Origin of the sequence: Campylobacter pinnipediorum subsp. pinnipediorum (genome assembly GCF_002021925.1) — a bacterium.
Taxonomy (GTDB): domain Bacteria; phylum Campylobacterota; class Campylobacteria; order Campylobacterales; family Campylobacteraceae; genus Campylobacter_A; species Campylobacter_A pinnipediorum.
Genome location: NZ_CP012546.1, coordinates 752,403 through 768,588, shown reverse-complemented (window position 1 = coordinate 768,588; position 16,186 = coordinate 752,403). Strand labels below are relative to the sequence as shown.

The 16,186-nt window shown below is 27.5% G+C and carries 12 protein-coding genes; 5 read left to right on the top strand and 7 right to left on the bottom strand.

What is annotated here, in order from left to right:
- Both CPIN17260_RS03940 and mltG read right to left on the bottom strand, forming a co-directional pair.
- Complete coding sequence (locus CPIN17260_RS03940; protein ID WP_078397828.1) at window positions 1-2,160, bottom strand: NADP-dependent isocitrate dehydrogenase; 2,160 nt, start codon at window positions 2,158-2,160, stop codon at window positions 1-3.
- A gap of 30 nt (window positions 2,161-2,190) precedes the next feature.
- Window positions 2,191-3,132, bottom strand: coding sequence for an endolytic transglycosylase MltG (gene mltG, locus CPIN17260_RS03935; protein ID WP_069632213.1), 942 nt, complete (start codon window positions 3,130-3,132; stop codon window positions 2,191-2,193).
- On the opposite strand from mltG, the gene CPIN17260_RS03930 reads away from it, so the two are divergent.
- Both CPIN17260_RS03930 and argH read left to right on the top strand, forming a co-directional pair.
- Window positions 3,074-5,641 carry a YhdP family protein gene (locus CPIN17260_RS03930; protein WP_078440590.1) on the top strand — a complete coding sequence of 856 codons (2,568 nt, stop codon included), beginning with the start codon at window positions 3,074-3,076 and terminating at the stop codon, window positions 5,639-5,641. The two genes, mltG and CPIN17260_RS03930, sit on opposite strands and share 59 nt — an antisense overlap.
- Window positions 5,642-5,692: 51 nt before the next feature.
- Window positions 5,693-7,084 (top strand): argininosuccinate lyase, encoded by a 1,392-nt coding sequence (gene argH, locus CPIN17260_RS03925; RefSeq protein WP_078387596.1) that lies wholly within the window; start codon window positions 5,693-5,695, stop codon window positions 7,082-7,084.
- Window positions 7,085-7,126: 42 nt separating this feature from the next.
- Here the strand turns inward: argH and CPIN17260_RS03920 are convergent, their stop codons facing one another.
- From CPIN17260_RS03920 to CPIN17260_RS03910, 3 genes are all read right to left on the bottom strand, one after another.
- The gene (locus CPIN17260_RS03920; RefSeq protein WP_069632216.1) at window positions 7,127-8,113 is read right to left on the bottom strand and encodes a sensor histidine kinase; all 987 of its coding nucleotides are present in this window, start codon (window positions 8,111-8,113) and stop codon (window positions 7,127-7,129) included.
- Entirely contained in the window at window positions 8,106-8,792 is a 687-nt protein-coding gene (locus CPIN17260_RS03915; RefSeq protein WP_226997012.1) for a DUF234 domain-containing protein, read from the bottom strand. Before CPIN17260_RS03915 ends, CPIN17260_RS03920 begins: the two co-directional genes overlap by 8 nt.
- A 234-nt stretch (window positions 8,793-9,026) precedes the next feature.
- Window positions 9,027-10,700, bottom strand: a complete 1,674-nt coding sequence (locus CPIN17260_RS03910) for a methyl-accepting chemotaxis protein (protein ID WP_078387593.1) — start codon at window positions 10,698-10,700, stop codon at window positions 9,027-9,029.
- A gap of 218 nt (window positions 10,701-10,918) precedes the next feature.
- On the opposite strand from CPIN17260_RS03910, the gene CPIN17260_RS03905 reads away from it, so the two are divergent.
- Window positions 10,919-12,223 carry an aminotransferase class V-fold PLP-dependent enzyme gene (locus CPIN17260_RS03905; RefSeq protein WP_078440589.1) on the top strand — a complete coding sequence of 435 codons (1,305 nt, stop codon included), beginning with the start codon at window positions 10,919-10,921 and terminating at the stop codon, window positions 12,221-12,223.
- Here the strand turns inward: CPIN17260_RS03905 and murI are convergent.
- A complete protein-coding gene (gene murI, locus CPIN17260_RS03900; RefSeq protein ID WP_078440588.1) occupies window positions 12,220-12,981 on the bottom strand; it encodes a glutamate racemase in 762 nt (253 codons plus the stop codon). The genes CPIN17260_RS03905 and murI overlap by 4 nt on opposite strands.
- 74 nt (window positions 12,982-13,055) lie before the next feature.
- Between murI and CPIN17260_RS03895 the strand changes: the two genes are divergently transcribed.
- Together CPIN17260_RS03895 and CPIN17260_RS03890 are read left to right on the top strand one after the other, a co-directional pair.
- Window positions 13,056-14,123, top strand: a complete 1,068-nt coding sequence (locus CPIN17260_RS03895) for a tyrosine-type recombinase/integrase (RefSeq protein WP_078423245.1) — start codon at window positions 13,056-13,058, stop codon at window positions 14,121-14,123.
- Between the two features lie 11 nt (window positions 14,124-14,134).
- Entirely contained in the window at window positions 14,135-14,944 is an 810-nt protein-coding gene (locus CPIN17260_RS03890; protein WP_226997010.1) for a YihY family inner membrane protein, read from the top strand.
- On the opposite strand, the gene CPIN17260_RS03885 is transcribed toward CPIN17260_RS03890, so the two are convergent.
- Entirely contained in the window at window positions 14,936-16,186 is a 1,251-nt protein-coding gene (locus CPIN17260_RS03885; protein ID WP_078440587.1) for a ComEC/Rec2 family competence protein, read from the bottom strand. The genes CPIN17260_RS03890 and CPIN17260_RS03885 overlap by 9 nt on opposite strands.

The following is a 16,186-nucleotide window of genomic DNA, read 5'->3' as shown; positions in this document are numbered from 1 at the left end:
TCAACCTATTATTTCATTTAAAGTTTTACTAGGTCGCATAATCAAATCAGCCACCTTATCATCAATATAATACCAACCACCAAAATCTTGTTTTTTACCTTGAACTTCATTTAACTCGCTAATGATTTTTTCTTCATTATTTTTTAATTCATTTGCTAATTGAGTGTATTTTTCTTTTAAATCGCTATTTGATAAAGCATTAGCCCAATACAAAGCAAGATAAAAATGGCTAGCCCTAGTATCATTTTCACCAACTTTAAGTTTTGGTGAAGCATTGTTGTTTAGATACTCACTTATTGCTTTATCTAATGTTTTTGCCAAAATCTCCGCATTTTTATTATCTTTTGATTTTGCCAAAAATTCCAAAGAAGCATTAAGTGCTAAAAACTCACCCAAACTATCCCAAATAAAGTGATTATCGTTTATAAGCTCTTTTACAAGCATAGGTGCAGTTCCACCTGCTCCGGTCTCAAAAAGTCCACCTTTACTTAGCAAAGGAACGATAGATAGCATTTTAGAACTTGTTCCTAACTCAAAAATAGGAAAAAGGTCTGTCAAGTAATCCCTTAAAACATTACCGGTAACACTAATACAATCTTTTTTATCTCTTATAATTTCAAGTGTTTTTAAGCAAGCCATAGCTGGATTTAAGATAACAAAATCTTCATCTTTAAATCCGTTTGCTAAAATCTCTTCTTTTAAAATTTGTATCAAGTTTAAATCACTTGCCCTATTTTCATCAAGCCAAAAAATCATATCTTTTTTGCTATTTTTTCTCTCATCAAAAGCTAAAGATATCCAATTTTTAATAGCTTCATTTTTAGTCAAACACATTCTAAAAATATCGCCTTTTTTAACTTTAAAATCCAATACACTATCATTATCAAAGTAAATTATAAACTCTCCATCACTAGAAGCTACAAAACTCTTATCGTGACTACCATACTCCTGTGCTTTTTTAGCCATAAGTCCTATATTTGAAACACTTCCAATACTTGTAACATCAAGCTTTCCATTTTGCTTAAAATCACTAAGAACACTATCATAAACACCAGCATAAGTCCTATCAGGAATAACAGCCTTACACTCTCTAATGTCCCCACTTTTATCTATCATTTTTCCAGAGTTTCTAAGCATAGCTGGCATTGAAGCATCTATTATCACATCATTTGGATTGTGAAAATTCGTTATTTGATTTTTATAATCAACCATAGCAATATCAGCTTTTTCTTCAAAGCATTTATTAAACTTATCAATTATCTCATTGGCATTTTTTAGCTTATTTATCTTTTCAAAAATATCTTTTAATCCATTTTTACTATCTATTCCTGCATTTTCAAAATCTTTTTTATATTCATTAAAGATTTCTTCAAAATAAGCTTTCAAACACACACCAAACATTATAGGGTCGCTAACTTTCATCATAGAAGATTTCAGATGAAGGCTAAAAAGCAAATTCTTTTGCTTTGCATCTCTTATCTCTTCTTTATAAAAATCATACAATTTAGACACATCCATAAAACTAAAATCAACAACATCACCCTTATTAACATTTATATTATCTTTTAATACTATTTCTTCATTGTTGTTTTTAAATCTAATGCTTATTTTCAAATCTTTATTTATAATTTTTGATTTTTCATTAGAATAAAAATCTCCATCTTTCATAGATGAAATTTCTGTTTTACTATCACTACTCCATTCACCCATAAAGTGTGGATTTTTCTTTGCATACTCTTTTACAGCTAGCGAGCTATATCTTTTTGAATTACCCTGCCTTAAAACCGGATTTACAGCACTTCCTAGTATCTTAGAATATATATCAAATATCTTTTTATCATTATCGACATCGTTAGGATATTGTGGGATATCATATCCAGCATTTACAAGCTCTTTTATAGCTACATTTAACTGCGGAATAGTAGCTGATATATTTGGAAGTTTTATGATATTTGCATTTTCATCTTTTACTAAATTTTCTAAAAACTTAAGACCATCTTCTTTAAAACCAAAAGCTGACAAAATCCTACCACTAAGACTTATATCAACCACATCCAAATCAATATCAGATCTTTTTAAAAAAGATTTTACAATAGCAAGTAAAGAAAAACTAGCAATAAATGGGCTTTCATCTGTCTTTGTCCACACTATATCACTCATACAAACCTCCTAAAATATTATCAAACCTATCTACTTGATATTTTCATTATGTTCTTTTAATGTCTTTGAAAATTTATGCCTTTTATTTTTTCTATCCAAAACAAAATACAAATAATCGCTCTTGGCCGGACTTATAGCTGCCTTAATAGCATTTATAGAAACAGCACAAATTGGACTTGGTGGAAGTCCATCATTTAAATATGTATTAAACCCACTTGTATCACTTCTTATTCTTTGGGCTGTTACCTTTTCATGAGAGTATTTACCATAATTAAGAGTTCCATCCATTTGCAAACGCATATTTTTAGAAAGTCTATTGTATATCACGGACGCAACAAGTGGCATTTCATTATCATTAGCGGCCTCTTTTTGAACAATAGAAGCTATTGTTAATATCTTATGCCACTTACGTTCGTTATACTCTCCATAAATTTTATTACTCAACTCTTTATGTGTTTTTTTAGATAAATTCACAAGATAGTAAATAAGATGTTTTTCGCTCATTCCAATCGGAATACTATAAGTATCTGGGATCAAATAACCATCTTGCAATGGTGCTATAAGTTTGTATTCTTGTAATAATTTATCACTATCAAGTTTTAACTGATTTGCTATATCATTTAAAAAAACAAAATTTGTTTCTCCTGGAATAAGGGTTATTTTTGTCATAGCTGCCTTAGCCACTGTTAACTGCTTTAAAAAATCAATTCTTGAAAGCTTTGTTGTCTTCATATCTATCCAGCCTGATTGAATATGTCCCAAAAATACAACAACATACTTATCAATACTACTTAATTTAAAATTTCTACTGGCTAAATATGTTATAATTTCACTCACACCACCTTTTGGCACAAATACAACCTTACTTGTATTTATTGGTTGTGATAAATAAAAAAACACACTTAAGGCAAATATGAAAAATGTATCAAAAATCATAAAAGCTATAGAAATTTTTTTTATATTTTTTATCATTATATCTCTTTCAGTTATTTTAACTTTAAAGTTAGGTATCAAAATAGATAACTTTGAACTATACAACTTAAAATTTGAAAAATTATACATAAAATTAGATAAAAAATTAATTGTAAGAGCTGAGAATATAGGCATTCCAAAATTTAAAGATAACAATAATAGCAAAAACTCATCTGATTATCTTTTAAATTTAAGCCAAAATGCTTCACTATTAAATACTTTTTTTCAAGAAATTACTATACAAAATATAAAATATGATGATACAAGCATAAAAATAACATATAAAAATGATATTTTTTTTATAGATACACCAATTTTTTTAGCTGATTTACAAATTTCTGAAAAATTAGACAATAAAACAGAAACCATAAAAGTAAAAAATATTTTCTTTAAAGACTTTGATATTAAATTAAATGGAATTATAAGCGCTAATTTAAAAGATAAAAAATATGCTTTTGTTGGAAATATTTCATCGTATGAACTAAATGGTAAAATTGAATTTGCTCTAGTAAACAAACTCATAAAATACAAAATATATGATTTAAATGCCAATTCTTTAAAAGATTTTATTAACGCGTTAGATAATACAATAAGATTAAATTCAGAAGTAAAAAAATGGATATATGGGTATGTTATAGCAAAAAAATATAATCTAAAAGAGATAACCGGCAAGATAGATTTGGTGAAAAAAGACTTTTTTTTAAATGATCTAAAAGCTACAGCTAGTGCAAAAAATCTAACCGTAAAATTAGATAAAACACTAGATCCAATTCATATAAAAAGTGCTGATATAGTCTTAGAAAAATCAAATTTATACTTTATTCTAAATAATCCAACATATAACAATCGCTCATTAAATGGCTCTAACCTTTATATATATAACATTTTTAAACACCACAATTCATCTGGAGTTATTTTAAATTTAAAAGGAAACTCTATCTACGATAAATCTATTGGTGATATTTTAAGATTTTATAAGATAAATATACCAATAGAGCAAAAAACCGGAGATAGTAATTTAAACTTAAACTTAGATATAAATTTTGACACTCTTGAAGTAAAAACAAATGGAAAAATTACAACAGAAAATACAATAACAAACATAGCAAATACACCATTTTATGCAAAAAAAGCAATAATTAATATACTTGATAGCAATCACTTAAACATAAGTGCAAAAGATTTTGGAACAGAACTTTTTAAAAGTGATATCAATGCCTCGTTTGATTTAACAAAAAAAATAGCAGATATTAATGGTTTTTTAAAAAATTTTAATATAGAGACAAAAAATCAAAGCATTCTTAATCTGAAAAATATGGATTTTAATGCAACTCTTGATTTTAGTGAAGAATACACTATACTAAGCTTTAAAGAGTTAGAGCTATTTATGAAATTTGACAAAAACAATAATATAACTTGCTATAAACCTATAAATTTTATACCAAGTTCGCAACTACTAAAAACATTAAAAATAAAAAATGCAAGTTTTTTAAATATAAATACAATTGATTTTCAAAATTTTTATATAACCGCAAATAATGTTTTATTTGATTATCCTCTAATAAAAAAAGATGGAAGTAAATACGAAAATGATACATTTAATATATCAATAAGTGATAACAATATAACAGTAAAAAGCGAAAGTAAAAACTTGTTTTTCGTATCAGACAAATACAACACAGATGTCGAGTTAAATAATGTTGATGTTCTGCTGGAATTTAATGATCAAAATGTAGAAAACACAGAAAAAATAAGGATAAATGGTAAAAATTCAAATCTAATATTTGCCGACATAAACAGAACTTTAAAATTGCCTGAATACAAGGTATTATTAGCAGAAGATAGTCTAAGCTTTAATTCAACAAATAACGATAATCGCATTGTTTTTTCAAAAAATAAAGATGAAATTTTCCTTGAAGCTTTAAACATAAAAGGCGAATATATAAATCAATTTTTAAATAGCAAAAGCTTTGACGGAGGAAACTTTAAACTAAAAGTTATAGGAAGCACTGATGTATTTAAAGGCGAAATGAGATTTTATGACACTTATTTTAAAGATTATAAGATATATCAAAGTCTTCTTAGCTTTTTAAACTCAATACCAGCTTTACTAACATTTAAAACACCTGATTTTAACAATAAGGGTTTTTCTGCAAAATTAGGAAAAGTTATATTTGAAAGAAATAAAGATATAATAAATTTTATAGCTATAAACATAGAAGGAACAAGTGCAAATATACTAGGAAAAGGGTTTATCAATCTAAGGACAAAAGATATAAATATAGATCTTGAGATAGAAATTTTAAAAGATGCAAGCAAAACCATAGATAAAATTCCTCTTTTAAATCAAATAATTTTAGGAAAAGACAAAACACTTTCAACACTTATAAAAGTAAGAGGAAAACTTGATAATCCACAATACTCAACACAAGTTATACAAGATACAATAATGGCACCTTTTAAAATAATAAGAAATATTTTACAAGTTCCTTTTTTGATATTTGATTAAAAAAATATTTTTTTGTAAAATTAATTTATAAAACTAACCAAGGATAAAAAAATGGAAAAAATGTGGTCTGGAAGATTTAATGAATCAAGTAGCGAACTTCTTGAAAAATTTAATGCTTCTATAAATTTTGATAAAGAGCTATACCTAGAAGATATAAACGGAAGTAAAGCTCATGTCAAGATGTTAGCAAAACAAAAAATCATTACAGAAGATGAGTGCTTAAAAATCACTGATGGATTAAATCAAATTTTAAAAGAGATAATTGATGGCGACTTTATCTTTGATATAAAGGATGAAGATATCCATATGAGCATAGAAAAAAGACTAAGCCAAATAGTAGGTAGCGAGATAGGTGGCAAACTTCACACAGCAAGATCAAGAAACGATCAAGTAGCTCTTGATTTTAGACTATATTTTTTAAAAAGCACAAAAAATATAGCACACGAATTACTCAACCTAATAACAACACTAAAAGATATTTCAAGCAATAACCTACAAACTATAATGCCTGGATACACACACCTTCAACATGCTCAACCAGTTAGCTTAGCTTTTCATTTAATGGCTTATTCTTTTATGTTTATGAGAGATTTTCAAAGGCTCGAATCTAGCTTTAAAAGAAATAACTTAAGCCCGCTTGGCTCTTGCGCCTTAGCTGGAACACCGCATAACACAAATAGAGATTTTGTAGCAGAAGAACTTGGATTTGAAGGTATTACGCCAAATGCTATGGATGGTGTGAGTGATAGAGATTTTGCACTTGAGCTTTTATTTAATATAAGTGTTATTTTTACACATACTTCAAGACTTTGCGAAGAGATAATTATGTGGAGTTCTAGTGAGTTTGGTTTTATAAAAATCAGTGATAAGTTTTCAACTGGAAGCTCTATAATGCCACAGAAAAAAAACCCAGATGTAGCAGAACTAATAAGAGGAAAAACAGGAAGAGTTTATGGAAATTTAATAGCTCTTTTAACGACAATGAAAGCACTTCCATTAGCTTATAACAAAGATATGCAAGAGGATAAGGAAGGTGTATTTGATAGTGTAAACACAGCACTTTCAAGCCTTGTTATATTAAATCAAATGCTAAAAGAATCAAGCTTTAATAAAGAAAATATGAAAAAAGCTTCAATGACAGGACACCTTACCGCTACTGACTTGGCTGATTTTTTAGTTAGAGAAAAAAATATAGCATTTAGACAAGCTCATTTTATAACTGGAAAAATAGTCGCTAAAGCAGAAGAATTAGGTAAAGATATAAGTGAATTAAATAGTGATGATATTAAAAATATAAATGAAAATATAGACAATGAGGCATTAAAAGTTTTAGACCTAATATCATCAATGCAAGCTAGAAAATCAAAAGGTGGAACAAGCACTCAAAGTGTAAAAGAACAGATAGATATCCTTGAAAATTGGATAAAAAGTATAAATTTCTAATAATTTTTCAAAGGAGACAAAACTCCTTTGATTTTTTAAAATCTAAAAATATATAGGCAAACTAACACAAAAAGTCTTTGGGTTTAGACTTATTTCTATACTTCCTTTATGTGCTTGTATTATCTGTAAACAAAGACTCAATCCAAGTCCATTACCTTTGAGTTTTGTTGTTTTAAATGGCTCAAAGACTATCCTTTTATCAGCTATACTAACTCCACTATCATACATATAAAACCTATGCTCTTCATCTGTTTTTTCATACCAAATTTTAATCTCTCCACTATCATTTTCATCATCTTCAATAGCATCAATGGCATTAAAAAGAAGATTTTGAAAAACCAAAGAAAGAAGCTCTTTGTCAGCATTATAAAAGCCTTTTTGAAAATCAAGTCTTATATCTATTTCCTTTGAATAATCATAATATTTAAGTGCATCTTCGCAGTCTTTTTTTAAATCCAAAAAATTAAATGGTTGTCTATTTATATGAACGCCTTTTGTAAATAGCAATGTAGCCTTTATAATACGTTCAACCCGCCAAATAGCACTTTGCATTTCTTTTACTATAAAAGAGTTTTTATCGTCTACTCGCTTTAAAAGAGTTGAAGACAAAAGCGATATTGAGCCTATTGGATTTCTTATCTCGTGTGCTAAATGAGCGGCAACCTGACCCATTGAAGCAAGTCTTTCATTTCTTTTTTGAGATGTTATATCTATTGCTGAAATTATCTTTTTATCATCTTTATTTGAAATTTTTACGAGATAAAATTTAGCCTCAAATTCTATCTCATACTCGGCTTCATTCAAATCAAGCTGATTAAAAAGCTTGTTATTTTTACTAGCTTGAGCATTTTGTAAAAACAGAGTTTCATCGCTATTTAATATCCAAATAGCGGTAGGCAAAACATCCACAACATCTTTAATAATCTTTTGTAAATTCTCATAACTAGCATATAAGTTCTTATACTCTTGCTCTATCATATAAGTTTGTTCTATTAAATTTTTAAGACCAACTTCTAAATTATCATTCATATAAAATCTCCGATATATCATCTAAATCAATAAGCAAAAGTTTATCATTTTTCATATTTAAAAGCTCTGTGCTAAAACCACTTTTTGAAAACAAAACAATATTATTTGGTTTTAAATCAAGCCTATCACACTTATTTAAAAGTATATTTAATACATTTTTACAAACTTTTTTATTTTTATATTTAGCTTCTCCAACTATTTTATTTTTATTTGAGTTTACTAAGATATCTATCTCCAAATCTTTATTCCAAAAACTACTTACAACTTCATCTTTTAAATCAAATTTATATCTCAAATAATCACAACATATAAGCTCAAATCCCAAAGATGCATACTCATCAAAATGAGATTTTATATATTCAAGCACTCCATCCACATTGCCTTGTTTTAGTTGCTTTAATCTTGGTTCTATAAACCTAAACCAAAACCTATAAAAATGAGTGCTAAAATGTATTTTATCTTGAATTTTATACCTTCTATCACATTTTTTAAGTTTTTGATTTTTATATAGTTTTATTATTGGCTGTTCTCTACTTTTTTCTATATATAGTATATTTTTATTAAATAAATTTTCATAGGTTTTTATAGCCAAACTTCTTGGCATCATCTTATAAATTTTAAGCCATTTTCTATCATTTTTTGCAAAATTTCTTAAAGCATATCTCTCTTCAATAGACAAATCATCAAATTCTTTTGATACATTGTCTATATTTTTTATGATTTCGTTATCTATTGCTTCAAAAATATCATAGTAAGATTTTTGTGTTTTTAACCCATCAAATACAAGATAAAATTTAATAAGTTCATCAATATCAAGATGTTTATTTGTTTGGAAGAAATTTTTAAGAGATTTTATATAAAACCTCCATTTAAAAACTCAAGAGCAAGGGTTTTTACACCCTTGCATTGATTATCAAGTCCTAAACTCACCAAGTTTAGCATTTAATGTATCTGTCATCTTATTTAGATGTTCGGCTGCTGCTGCTATTTCTTCAACACTTCTTGCATTTTCAGTTGATATATGGTTTATATTATCCATACCACTTGCTATACCATCTATGTTTTTACCTGTTAGTATATAATCTTCTACAGTTTTATCAGATAGTTTTATAGCATCTCCTATAGCAGAACTCATTACTTTTATAGTATCTTCTACATTAGCAGCAACCTTTGTAAGTTCTCCTATTTGTTTAGAGTTTTCATTCATTTGAGTGCTTGATTCTGTTATAGCTTGAACTATTACGTTTATAGTAGCATTTATCTCTGTTAAGCTCTTTTGTGTTCTTTCAGCTAGCTGTCTTACTTCATCAGCAACAACAGCAAATCCTCTACCATGTTCTCCTGCTCTTGCTGCTTCAATAGCTGCATTAAGTGCAAGTAGATTTGTTTGATCAGCTATATCATTAATTACTACAAGAACTGATTTAACTTGTTCGGCATCTTTACTTAGTTGATCTATCTTATTTGCCATATCATATTCTGTTTGAGCTGTTTGAGTTATCTCTGAAGCAAGTTCTGTTATAGCTTTATTTGCTTCATGTATGTATTCGGTTGCTTTTTGTAAATCATCTTTACCTTTTTGAGCTATTTCAACTGATGATTTCATGTTTTCTTGTATATCTGAGCAATTTTTAGATGTATCTGTAATAATAGCTGTTGAGTCTTCTACTCTTTTACCTGTTTGAAGTGATGTAGAGCTTAATTCATTTGCTATAGATGAGTTTTCACTAGATAGATGTTTGGCATCATTTATAAGCACTCTTACTTTTTCTATAAAGTTATTTATAGCATCACTAGCCATTGCTATCTCATCTTTACCTACTACTTCAAGTTTTCTTGTTAAGTCTCCATCTCCACTTGATAGGTTTCTTGCTCTGTTTATTAGTTCGTTAAGTGGTTTGGTGATTGAAAACTTAGTATAAACAAGAGCTAAAACAATCATTATTATAGATACAACAGCAGCAGAAGTTATAAACTCGAGCAATTGTATATTTGATTTTGATTCCATGTCTGAGATTATTTCATTTGTATTTTTATACATAGGCTCAAGATTAGTTGCTATATTAAATATATAACTTTTACCTTCTATGGTTAACTTTTTAGAAAATCCAATCTTTCTGACTCCATTCCATTTATAGAACAAAAACCTATCTCTATTATCAGCTATTTTAATTAATTCTTGATAAATTTTAGTACCGTCTTGAGATGTTAAATCCCATTTATTGGTTCCAATCCAATCCTTATGTACAGGATGCATAAAGACCTTACCCTTGTCGTCAAATACAAAAACATATCCATCATCACCAAATCTTATATTTTCTATAAACTCCAAAATATCTTTAGTGGCTTCTCCTGGCTTTTCACCAAACTCTTCATACTCTTTGTTGATATCTTTAACAAAACCAACATATATATCCATATTTTCTTGCAAGCTTATCTTTTTTTCCTTGATAATTTCTTCTCTAAGCTTAGCTTTTGAGTATTCAATATTATCAGAATTCATATCGTTTGCCAAATAAGCAAGCACTGCTAACAATAGCACCAATGATGATACTATCATTGTAAAAATTTTGGTAGAAATTTTCATTTCACAATCCTTTTCATTAATTGTTTGTTGTAGATTTTTAATCTAATTTACCAATTATACCAAAAATTTAATTATATATTATCAAAAATAATATGTAATTAATATTATAAATTATTAGACAACAAAAATATACTATGTTTTAAATACTTTTATTATAATTTATATATTATTTTTTAGGTATAATTTTACAAACAAAAGAATATTCGGGAAATAAAAATTTGGTAAATTTAGAACATATAAGAAAAAATATTATACTAAAAGATGAAATTTATTATTTTGACTACACAGCATCAGGGCTTGCATACAAAAACATAGAAGATGAAATTTCAAATATTTTACTTACATATGCAAATACTCATTCAGATAGCTCATTAAACGCTATAATCACTCAAACATTATACGAAAAATCAAGAAGTGAGTTAAAAAAATCATTACAATTAGATAATAGCTTTTATCTACTTCCTTGCGGTTTTGGCTCAACCTCGGCTATAAAGAAATTTCAAGAGTTATTAGGTCTTTATATCCCTCCAAAAACAAAGGCTAGATACAATATAAAACAACCAAGCAACACACCACTTGTGATAGTAGGTCCATACGAACACCACTCAAACGAGGTTAGTTTTAGAGAAGCACTTTGCGATATAGCAAGAGTAAGACTAAATGAAAAAGGCGAAATAGACCTAATACACCTAGAACAAATTCTAAAGCTTAATCAAAAACGTGAGATAATAGCCTCTTTTAGTGTATGTTCAAATGTAACAGGAATAATAACTGATTATAAAAAAATATACAATCTTGTTAAAAAATATAATGGCATAGTTGCACTTGATGCGGCTAGTTTCAGTGCTTACAAAAATGTTGATTGCAACTATTTCGATGCACTATTTTTATCCCCACATAAACTACTTGGCGGAGTTGGAAGCTGTGGCTTACTTGCAATAAAAAAAGAATTATGCGACCTAGATGAGCCAACATTTGCAGGCGGAGGGACTGTTAGTTATGTAAGTAGGACAAGTCATATGTATGATAAAAATATAGAACAACTAGAACAAGCTGGAACACCACCAATACTTGAACTAATAAGAGCAAATTTAGCATACAAGCTAAGAGATGAGATAGGTAAAGCTATATGTGAGAATGAAAATGAACTTTGCGAGTATTTTGAAAAAAGAATACAAGAGATAGAAAACTTACAACTATACACACCATTAAATTTAAAAAAACTTCCAATTTTTTCTTTCAATATAAAAGGAATATCGCCTTATGATTTAGCAGCTATTTTAAGTAAAGATTTTGGAATACAAACAAGGGCTGGTTGTGCATGTGCTGGACCTTATGGACACGAATTATTAAAAATGAAAGATAATCAAAAACTAGAAGAAAAGCCCGGTTGGCTTAGAGTTAGTTTACATTATACACATACTTTTGATGATATAGATTATTTTATAGATTCTTTGCAAAAAAGTATCAAAAAATACCACACAACTTGGGCTGAAGAAATTTCAATGCAATCGCTATTTTAGACAATGCTTTTAACAAAATCAAGCCTGTTTAAAAGTCTATTAACTTTATCTAGGTTTTGAATTTCTTCTTTTGAATAAAAATATCTAACGAGATTATTTGATTTTGAAGCTAAATTTAAATTACTAACCATATTTAAAGTTCCATTTATGCCATCTATAAATTTAATATGATTAGGTAAAATATCTTTCAAAATATCTTTAAAGTAATTAAAATGAGTGCAACCTAAAACCAAAGAAGAATAGTCATTTAAGTTTAAATTTTTAAAAGATTTTTGTAAATATAATTTTACATTATCGGTTGTAAATTCTTCATTCTCAGCAAAACTAACAAGTTTGGGTAAAGCCAAGGCATCAACAAAATCACTAGCATTTAATTTATCTATAAGTTTTTTTAATTTAATGCCATTTATTGTAGCTGGTGTTGCTATAAGAAGTGTTTTTTGATCTTTAAAAGTATTCAATGCTAATTTTACAGCTGGCTCCATACCTATTATAGGCAAGCTAAATTTATCTCTTAATGCTACTATTGAAGCACTTGTAGCTGTATTGCAAGCAACAACTATAGCATCAACACCCAAATCAACCAAAAACTCACAAGCATTTATGCTTAAATCGGTTATTTCTTTGACGCTTTTTGTTCCATAAGGGACATTTTTGCTATCAGCAAAATAAAAAAACTCATAGCCATCAAATCTAACCATAGCCTCATTTAAAACACTTAAACCACCAAAACCAGAATCAAAAAAACCTATTTTCATTTTTTACCTTTTAAAAAAGCAAAATTATATAAAACAAAAGCTATAATTTTACATAAATTTAATAGGAAATTTTAGTGAAATACAAACTAGACAATAAAGAAAATTTTGAATTATCTTTACTTTTTTGGTTAACAAGGTATGTAAAATACAAACTAAGCTCACTTTCAAACAAAGAGCTAAGAGAGCCAAAAATGCTAGCTTCTGTTAATTATAATCTAAACAAAGAGATAAACAATATAGAAAAGTTAGATGGCTTGGTTAAGATGGCTAGAAATGCCGGCTTAACTGGTATAAACACATATTTTAATCCGCTTAAAAAACTTTATGAAACCTTATGTTTTTATGGACTTGAAAGTCTAAAACAGATAGATGAAGAGCTTTTGAGTGAAACCTTAGCTAGTATTACCGGTGGATTAAGCGATGCTAGTAAAAAAAATTATAGAATAAGTGTGATTAATTTTTTTGCATTTTTAGATAAACAAAACGAAGAAGATGGAAAATCGCATATTTTTGATATCGAACTTAAAAATTGGGGCGGAATAACTGGAAGCAAAGGACAAAAGCTCCCTGAATTTATGAGCGAAGATGAGTTAAAAAAATTTCTTACAGCGATAGATGAAGCTGATTTTAAAAGCAACGAAAATAGAAACAAACTTATAATAAAGCTTATAATTTTTACCGGAATTAGAGTAAGTGAGGCGCTTAATCTAAAAAGAAAAGATATAACCCAAGATGATGATTTATACACTATCAGAATAAGGGGAAAAGGTAATAAATATAGAATTGTAATGATAAAAAGGAATTTGATAGAAAAATTTTTAGATGCCATAGCTATAAATTACATAAACAAAGAGGGGTATTTATTTGTCAATAAAAAAGGTACTAGACTTACCCAGGCTTATGTTAGTAGGATAGTAGAGCAGATACTTTTTCAAGCGGGAATAAGAAAAGAAAAAAATGGGGCACATATGCTAAGGCATACATTTGCAACAATGCTTTATAAAAAGCAAAAAGATATAGTTTTGGTTCAAGAAGCATTGGGACATGCTAGTCTAAACACATCTAGAATTTATACCCATTTTGATAACAACAAACTAAGATTAGCTGCACAAGTAGCGCAAGATTTAAGTGAAAATTCATAAAAGGATAATTTTTGAAAAAATTAAAAGATATCATTCATAATATAAAATTTGCATTTGGGATAATAACAAAAATAAAAGATAAAGAGCTTATGCACTATGCTTCAAGCCTTAGCTTTCACACTGTATTATCGATCATACCTGTGCTTTTATTAAGCTTTTCACTTTTTACACAATTACCTGTTTTTAAAACATATTATTCAAAAATAGAGAGTTTTATATTTTCAGCTATGCTACCAACACATCAAGATGTGATAGGCTCATATTTACAAACATTTTTAAAAAATAGTGTAAATCTCGGAATAGTTGGTTTTGTAGCTGTAATTTTTACATCAGCTATGTTTTTTATGGACTATGAGTATGTGGTAAACAAAATAATGTCTAGTAAAAGAAGGAGCTTTTGGAGTTCAATAAGCTCTTATTGGACACTAATCACACTAGCGCCATTAGGACTTGCTCTAAGCTTTTATCTTTCAAATTTATTTCAAGAGTTACTAAACTCAACACAATATACAAGTTGGATTAACTTTATAAGTATATTTCCGTATCTAATTATATGGTGTATATTTTGTGTTGTTTATCTAATATCCGTAAGCTCTCCACTTAAGGTAAAAAATGCACTTTTAGGCTCTTTTATATCATCGTTGGCTTGGTATCTTGGAAAATCAGCATTTATCTATTATGCTTTAAACAACAAAACATATTTAAGCATTTACGGCTCTTTTTCAATTATGCTTTTTTTCTTTTTGTGGATATATATATCTTGGATTATATTTCTTTATGGTTTTAAAATTTGCTCTTTATTAGAAAACAAATCAAGATAAACAAAATTTCAAAAAGACCAAAAAACCAACAAGTGGTAATAAAATAGCCACTTGTTTAATCCTTATAGCAATCAAACTAATAGCATTGAAAATGATAAACTCAACAAAACTTATATCAGAATATAAAAAATTATAATCACTAGAAAAAATATCTATCAAATAAGAATCAAACAAACCCCCTACCCCAAAAATATGAAGTAAAACACTCAAAGGATAAAACACAATAAAAATATAGCTAAGTGGTATTGATATAATTTGATCTAAGCTTATATTTGGGAAAAAATACAAAACAGGCACTTGCATAGCAAAAAACATATAAAAATTTAAGAACAATACTTTTAAAAAGATATGCTTTTTTATATCAAAATATTTTAGATAAATAAAAATATATAAAACTCCCATGCAAGAAAAATAAAATCCAAAACTAAAAATAAGATTAGGAAAAATACTCAAACAGATAAAAATAGCTATAAATAAATTTGTAAAATTTAATACTTGAATATTTCTTACAACAAAATAAAAGCCAACTAAAAACATAACAAAAGCCCTTAAAAAACTAGGCGGATAGTCTATAATATAAATATAAAAAGCTAAAAACAAAAAAGATATAATAAAAATATCAAACTTATAATCTCTAAATGGAATAAATCTCAAATAGATATATTTTAAAAATGGCGTTAAAATAAGATAAAAAATAGACACTATAAGTCCAAGATGATAACCACTAATTGCAACTAAATGTGAAATTCCAAAATTTACAATATCACTTCTAAGACCAGATGAGATATAACTGGAAAAATATAAAGCATTAAAAAGTTCTGAAATTTTAGAATCTTGATGTTGTTTTTGCACACTATCGATCAAATCATCTTTTATATTTTTATCTTTTTTGATTTTTGAGATATTAGAACTAGGCATATAAAATCTAGCTTTTAAATAATCATAAAAATCAACATCTATATTGTAAATTGTGATTTTTACGATGTCATTTAAAGACACATTGCTTGTTTTTGGTATTTTTGTATAAAATTTATAATCTTTAACATCAAACAAAGCTATACGATAAGTTCTGTTGTTTTTTGTTTTTAGATAATCACGCTCAATTTTAGCGATAATATCTTGTTCTCCACCATGAATAAAAACATAAAATTTTATATATTTATAGGCTAAATTACCAAGAAATATAAAAATAAAAATAAGACAAATATATAAAAACTGCTTTAAATTTTCAGTTAAAGGCAC

Bases quoted from the DNA above. Each gene is read 5' to 3' on its own strand.
- CPIN17260_RS03940 (WP_078397828.1), bottom strand. From the start codon at position 2,160: ATGAGTGATATAGTGTGGACAAAGACAGATGAAAGCCCATTTATTGCT.
- CPIN17260_RS03930 (WP_078440590.1), top strand. From the start codon at position 3,074: ATGAAAAATGTATCAAAAATCATAAAAGCTATAGAAATTTTTTTTATA.
- mltG (WP_069632213.1), bottom strand. From the start codon at position 3,132: ATGATAAAAAATATAAAAAAAATTTCTATAGCTTTTATGATTTTTGAT.
- argH (WP_078387596.1), top strand. From the start codon at position 5,693: ATGGAAAAAATGTGGTCTGGAAGATTTAATGAATCAAGTAGCGAACTT.
- CPIN17260_RS03920 (WP_069632216.1), bottom strand. From the start codon at position 8,113: ATGAATGATAATTTAGAAGTTGGTCTTAAAAATTTAATAGAACAAACT.
- CPIN17260_RS03910 (WP_078387593.1), bottom strand. From the start codon at position 10,700: ATGAAAATTTCTACCAAAATTTTTACAATGATAGTATCATCATTGGTG.
- murI (WP_078440588.1), bottom strand. From the start codon at position 12,981: ATGAAAATAGGTTTTTTTGATTCTGGTTTTGGTGGTTTAAGTGTTTTA.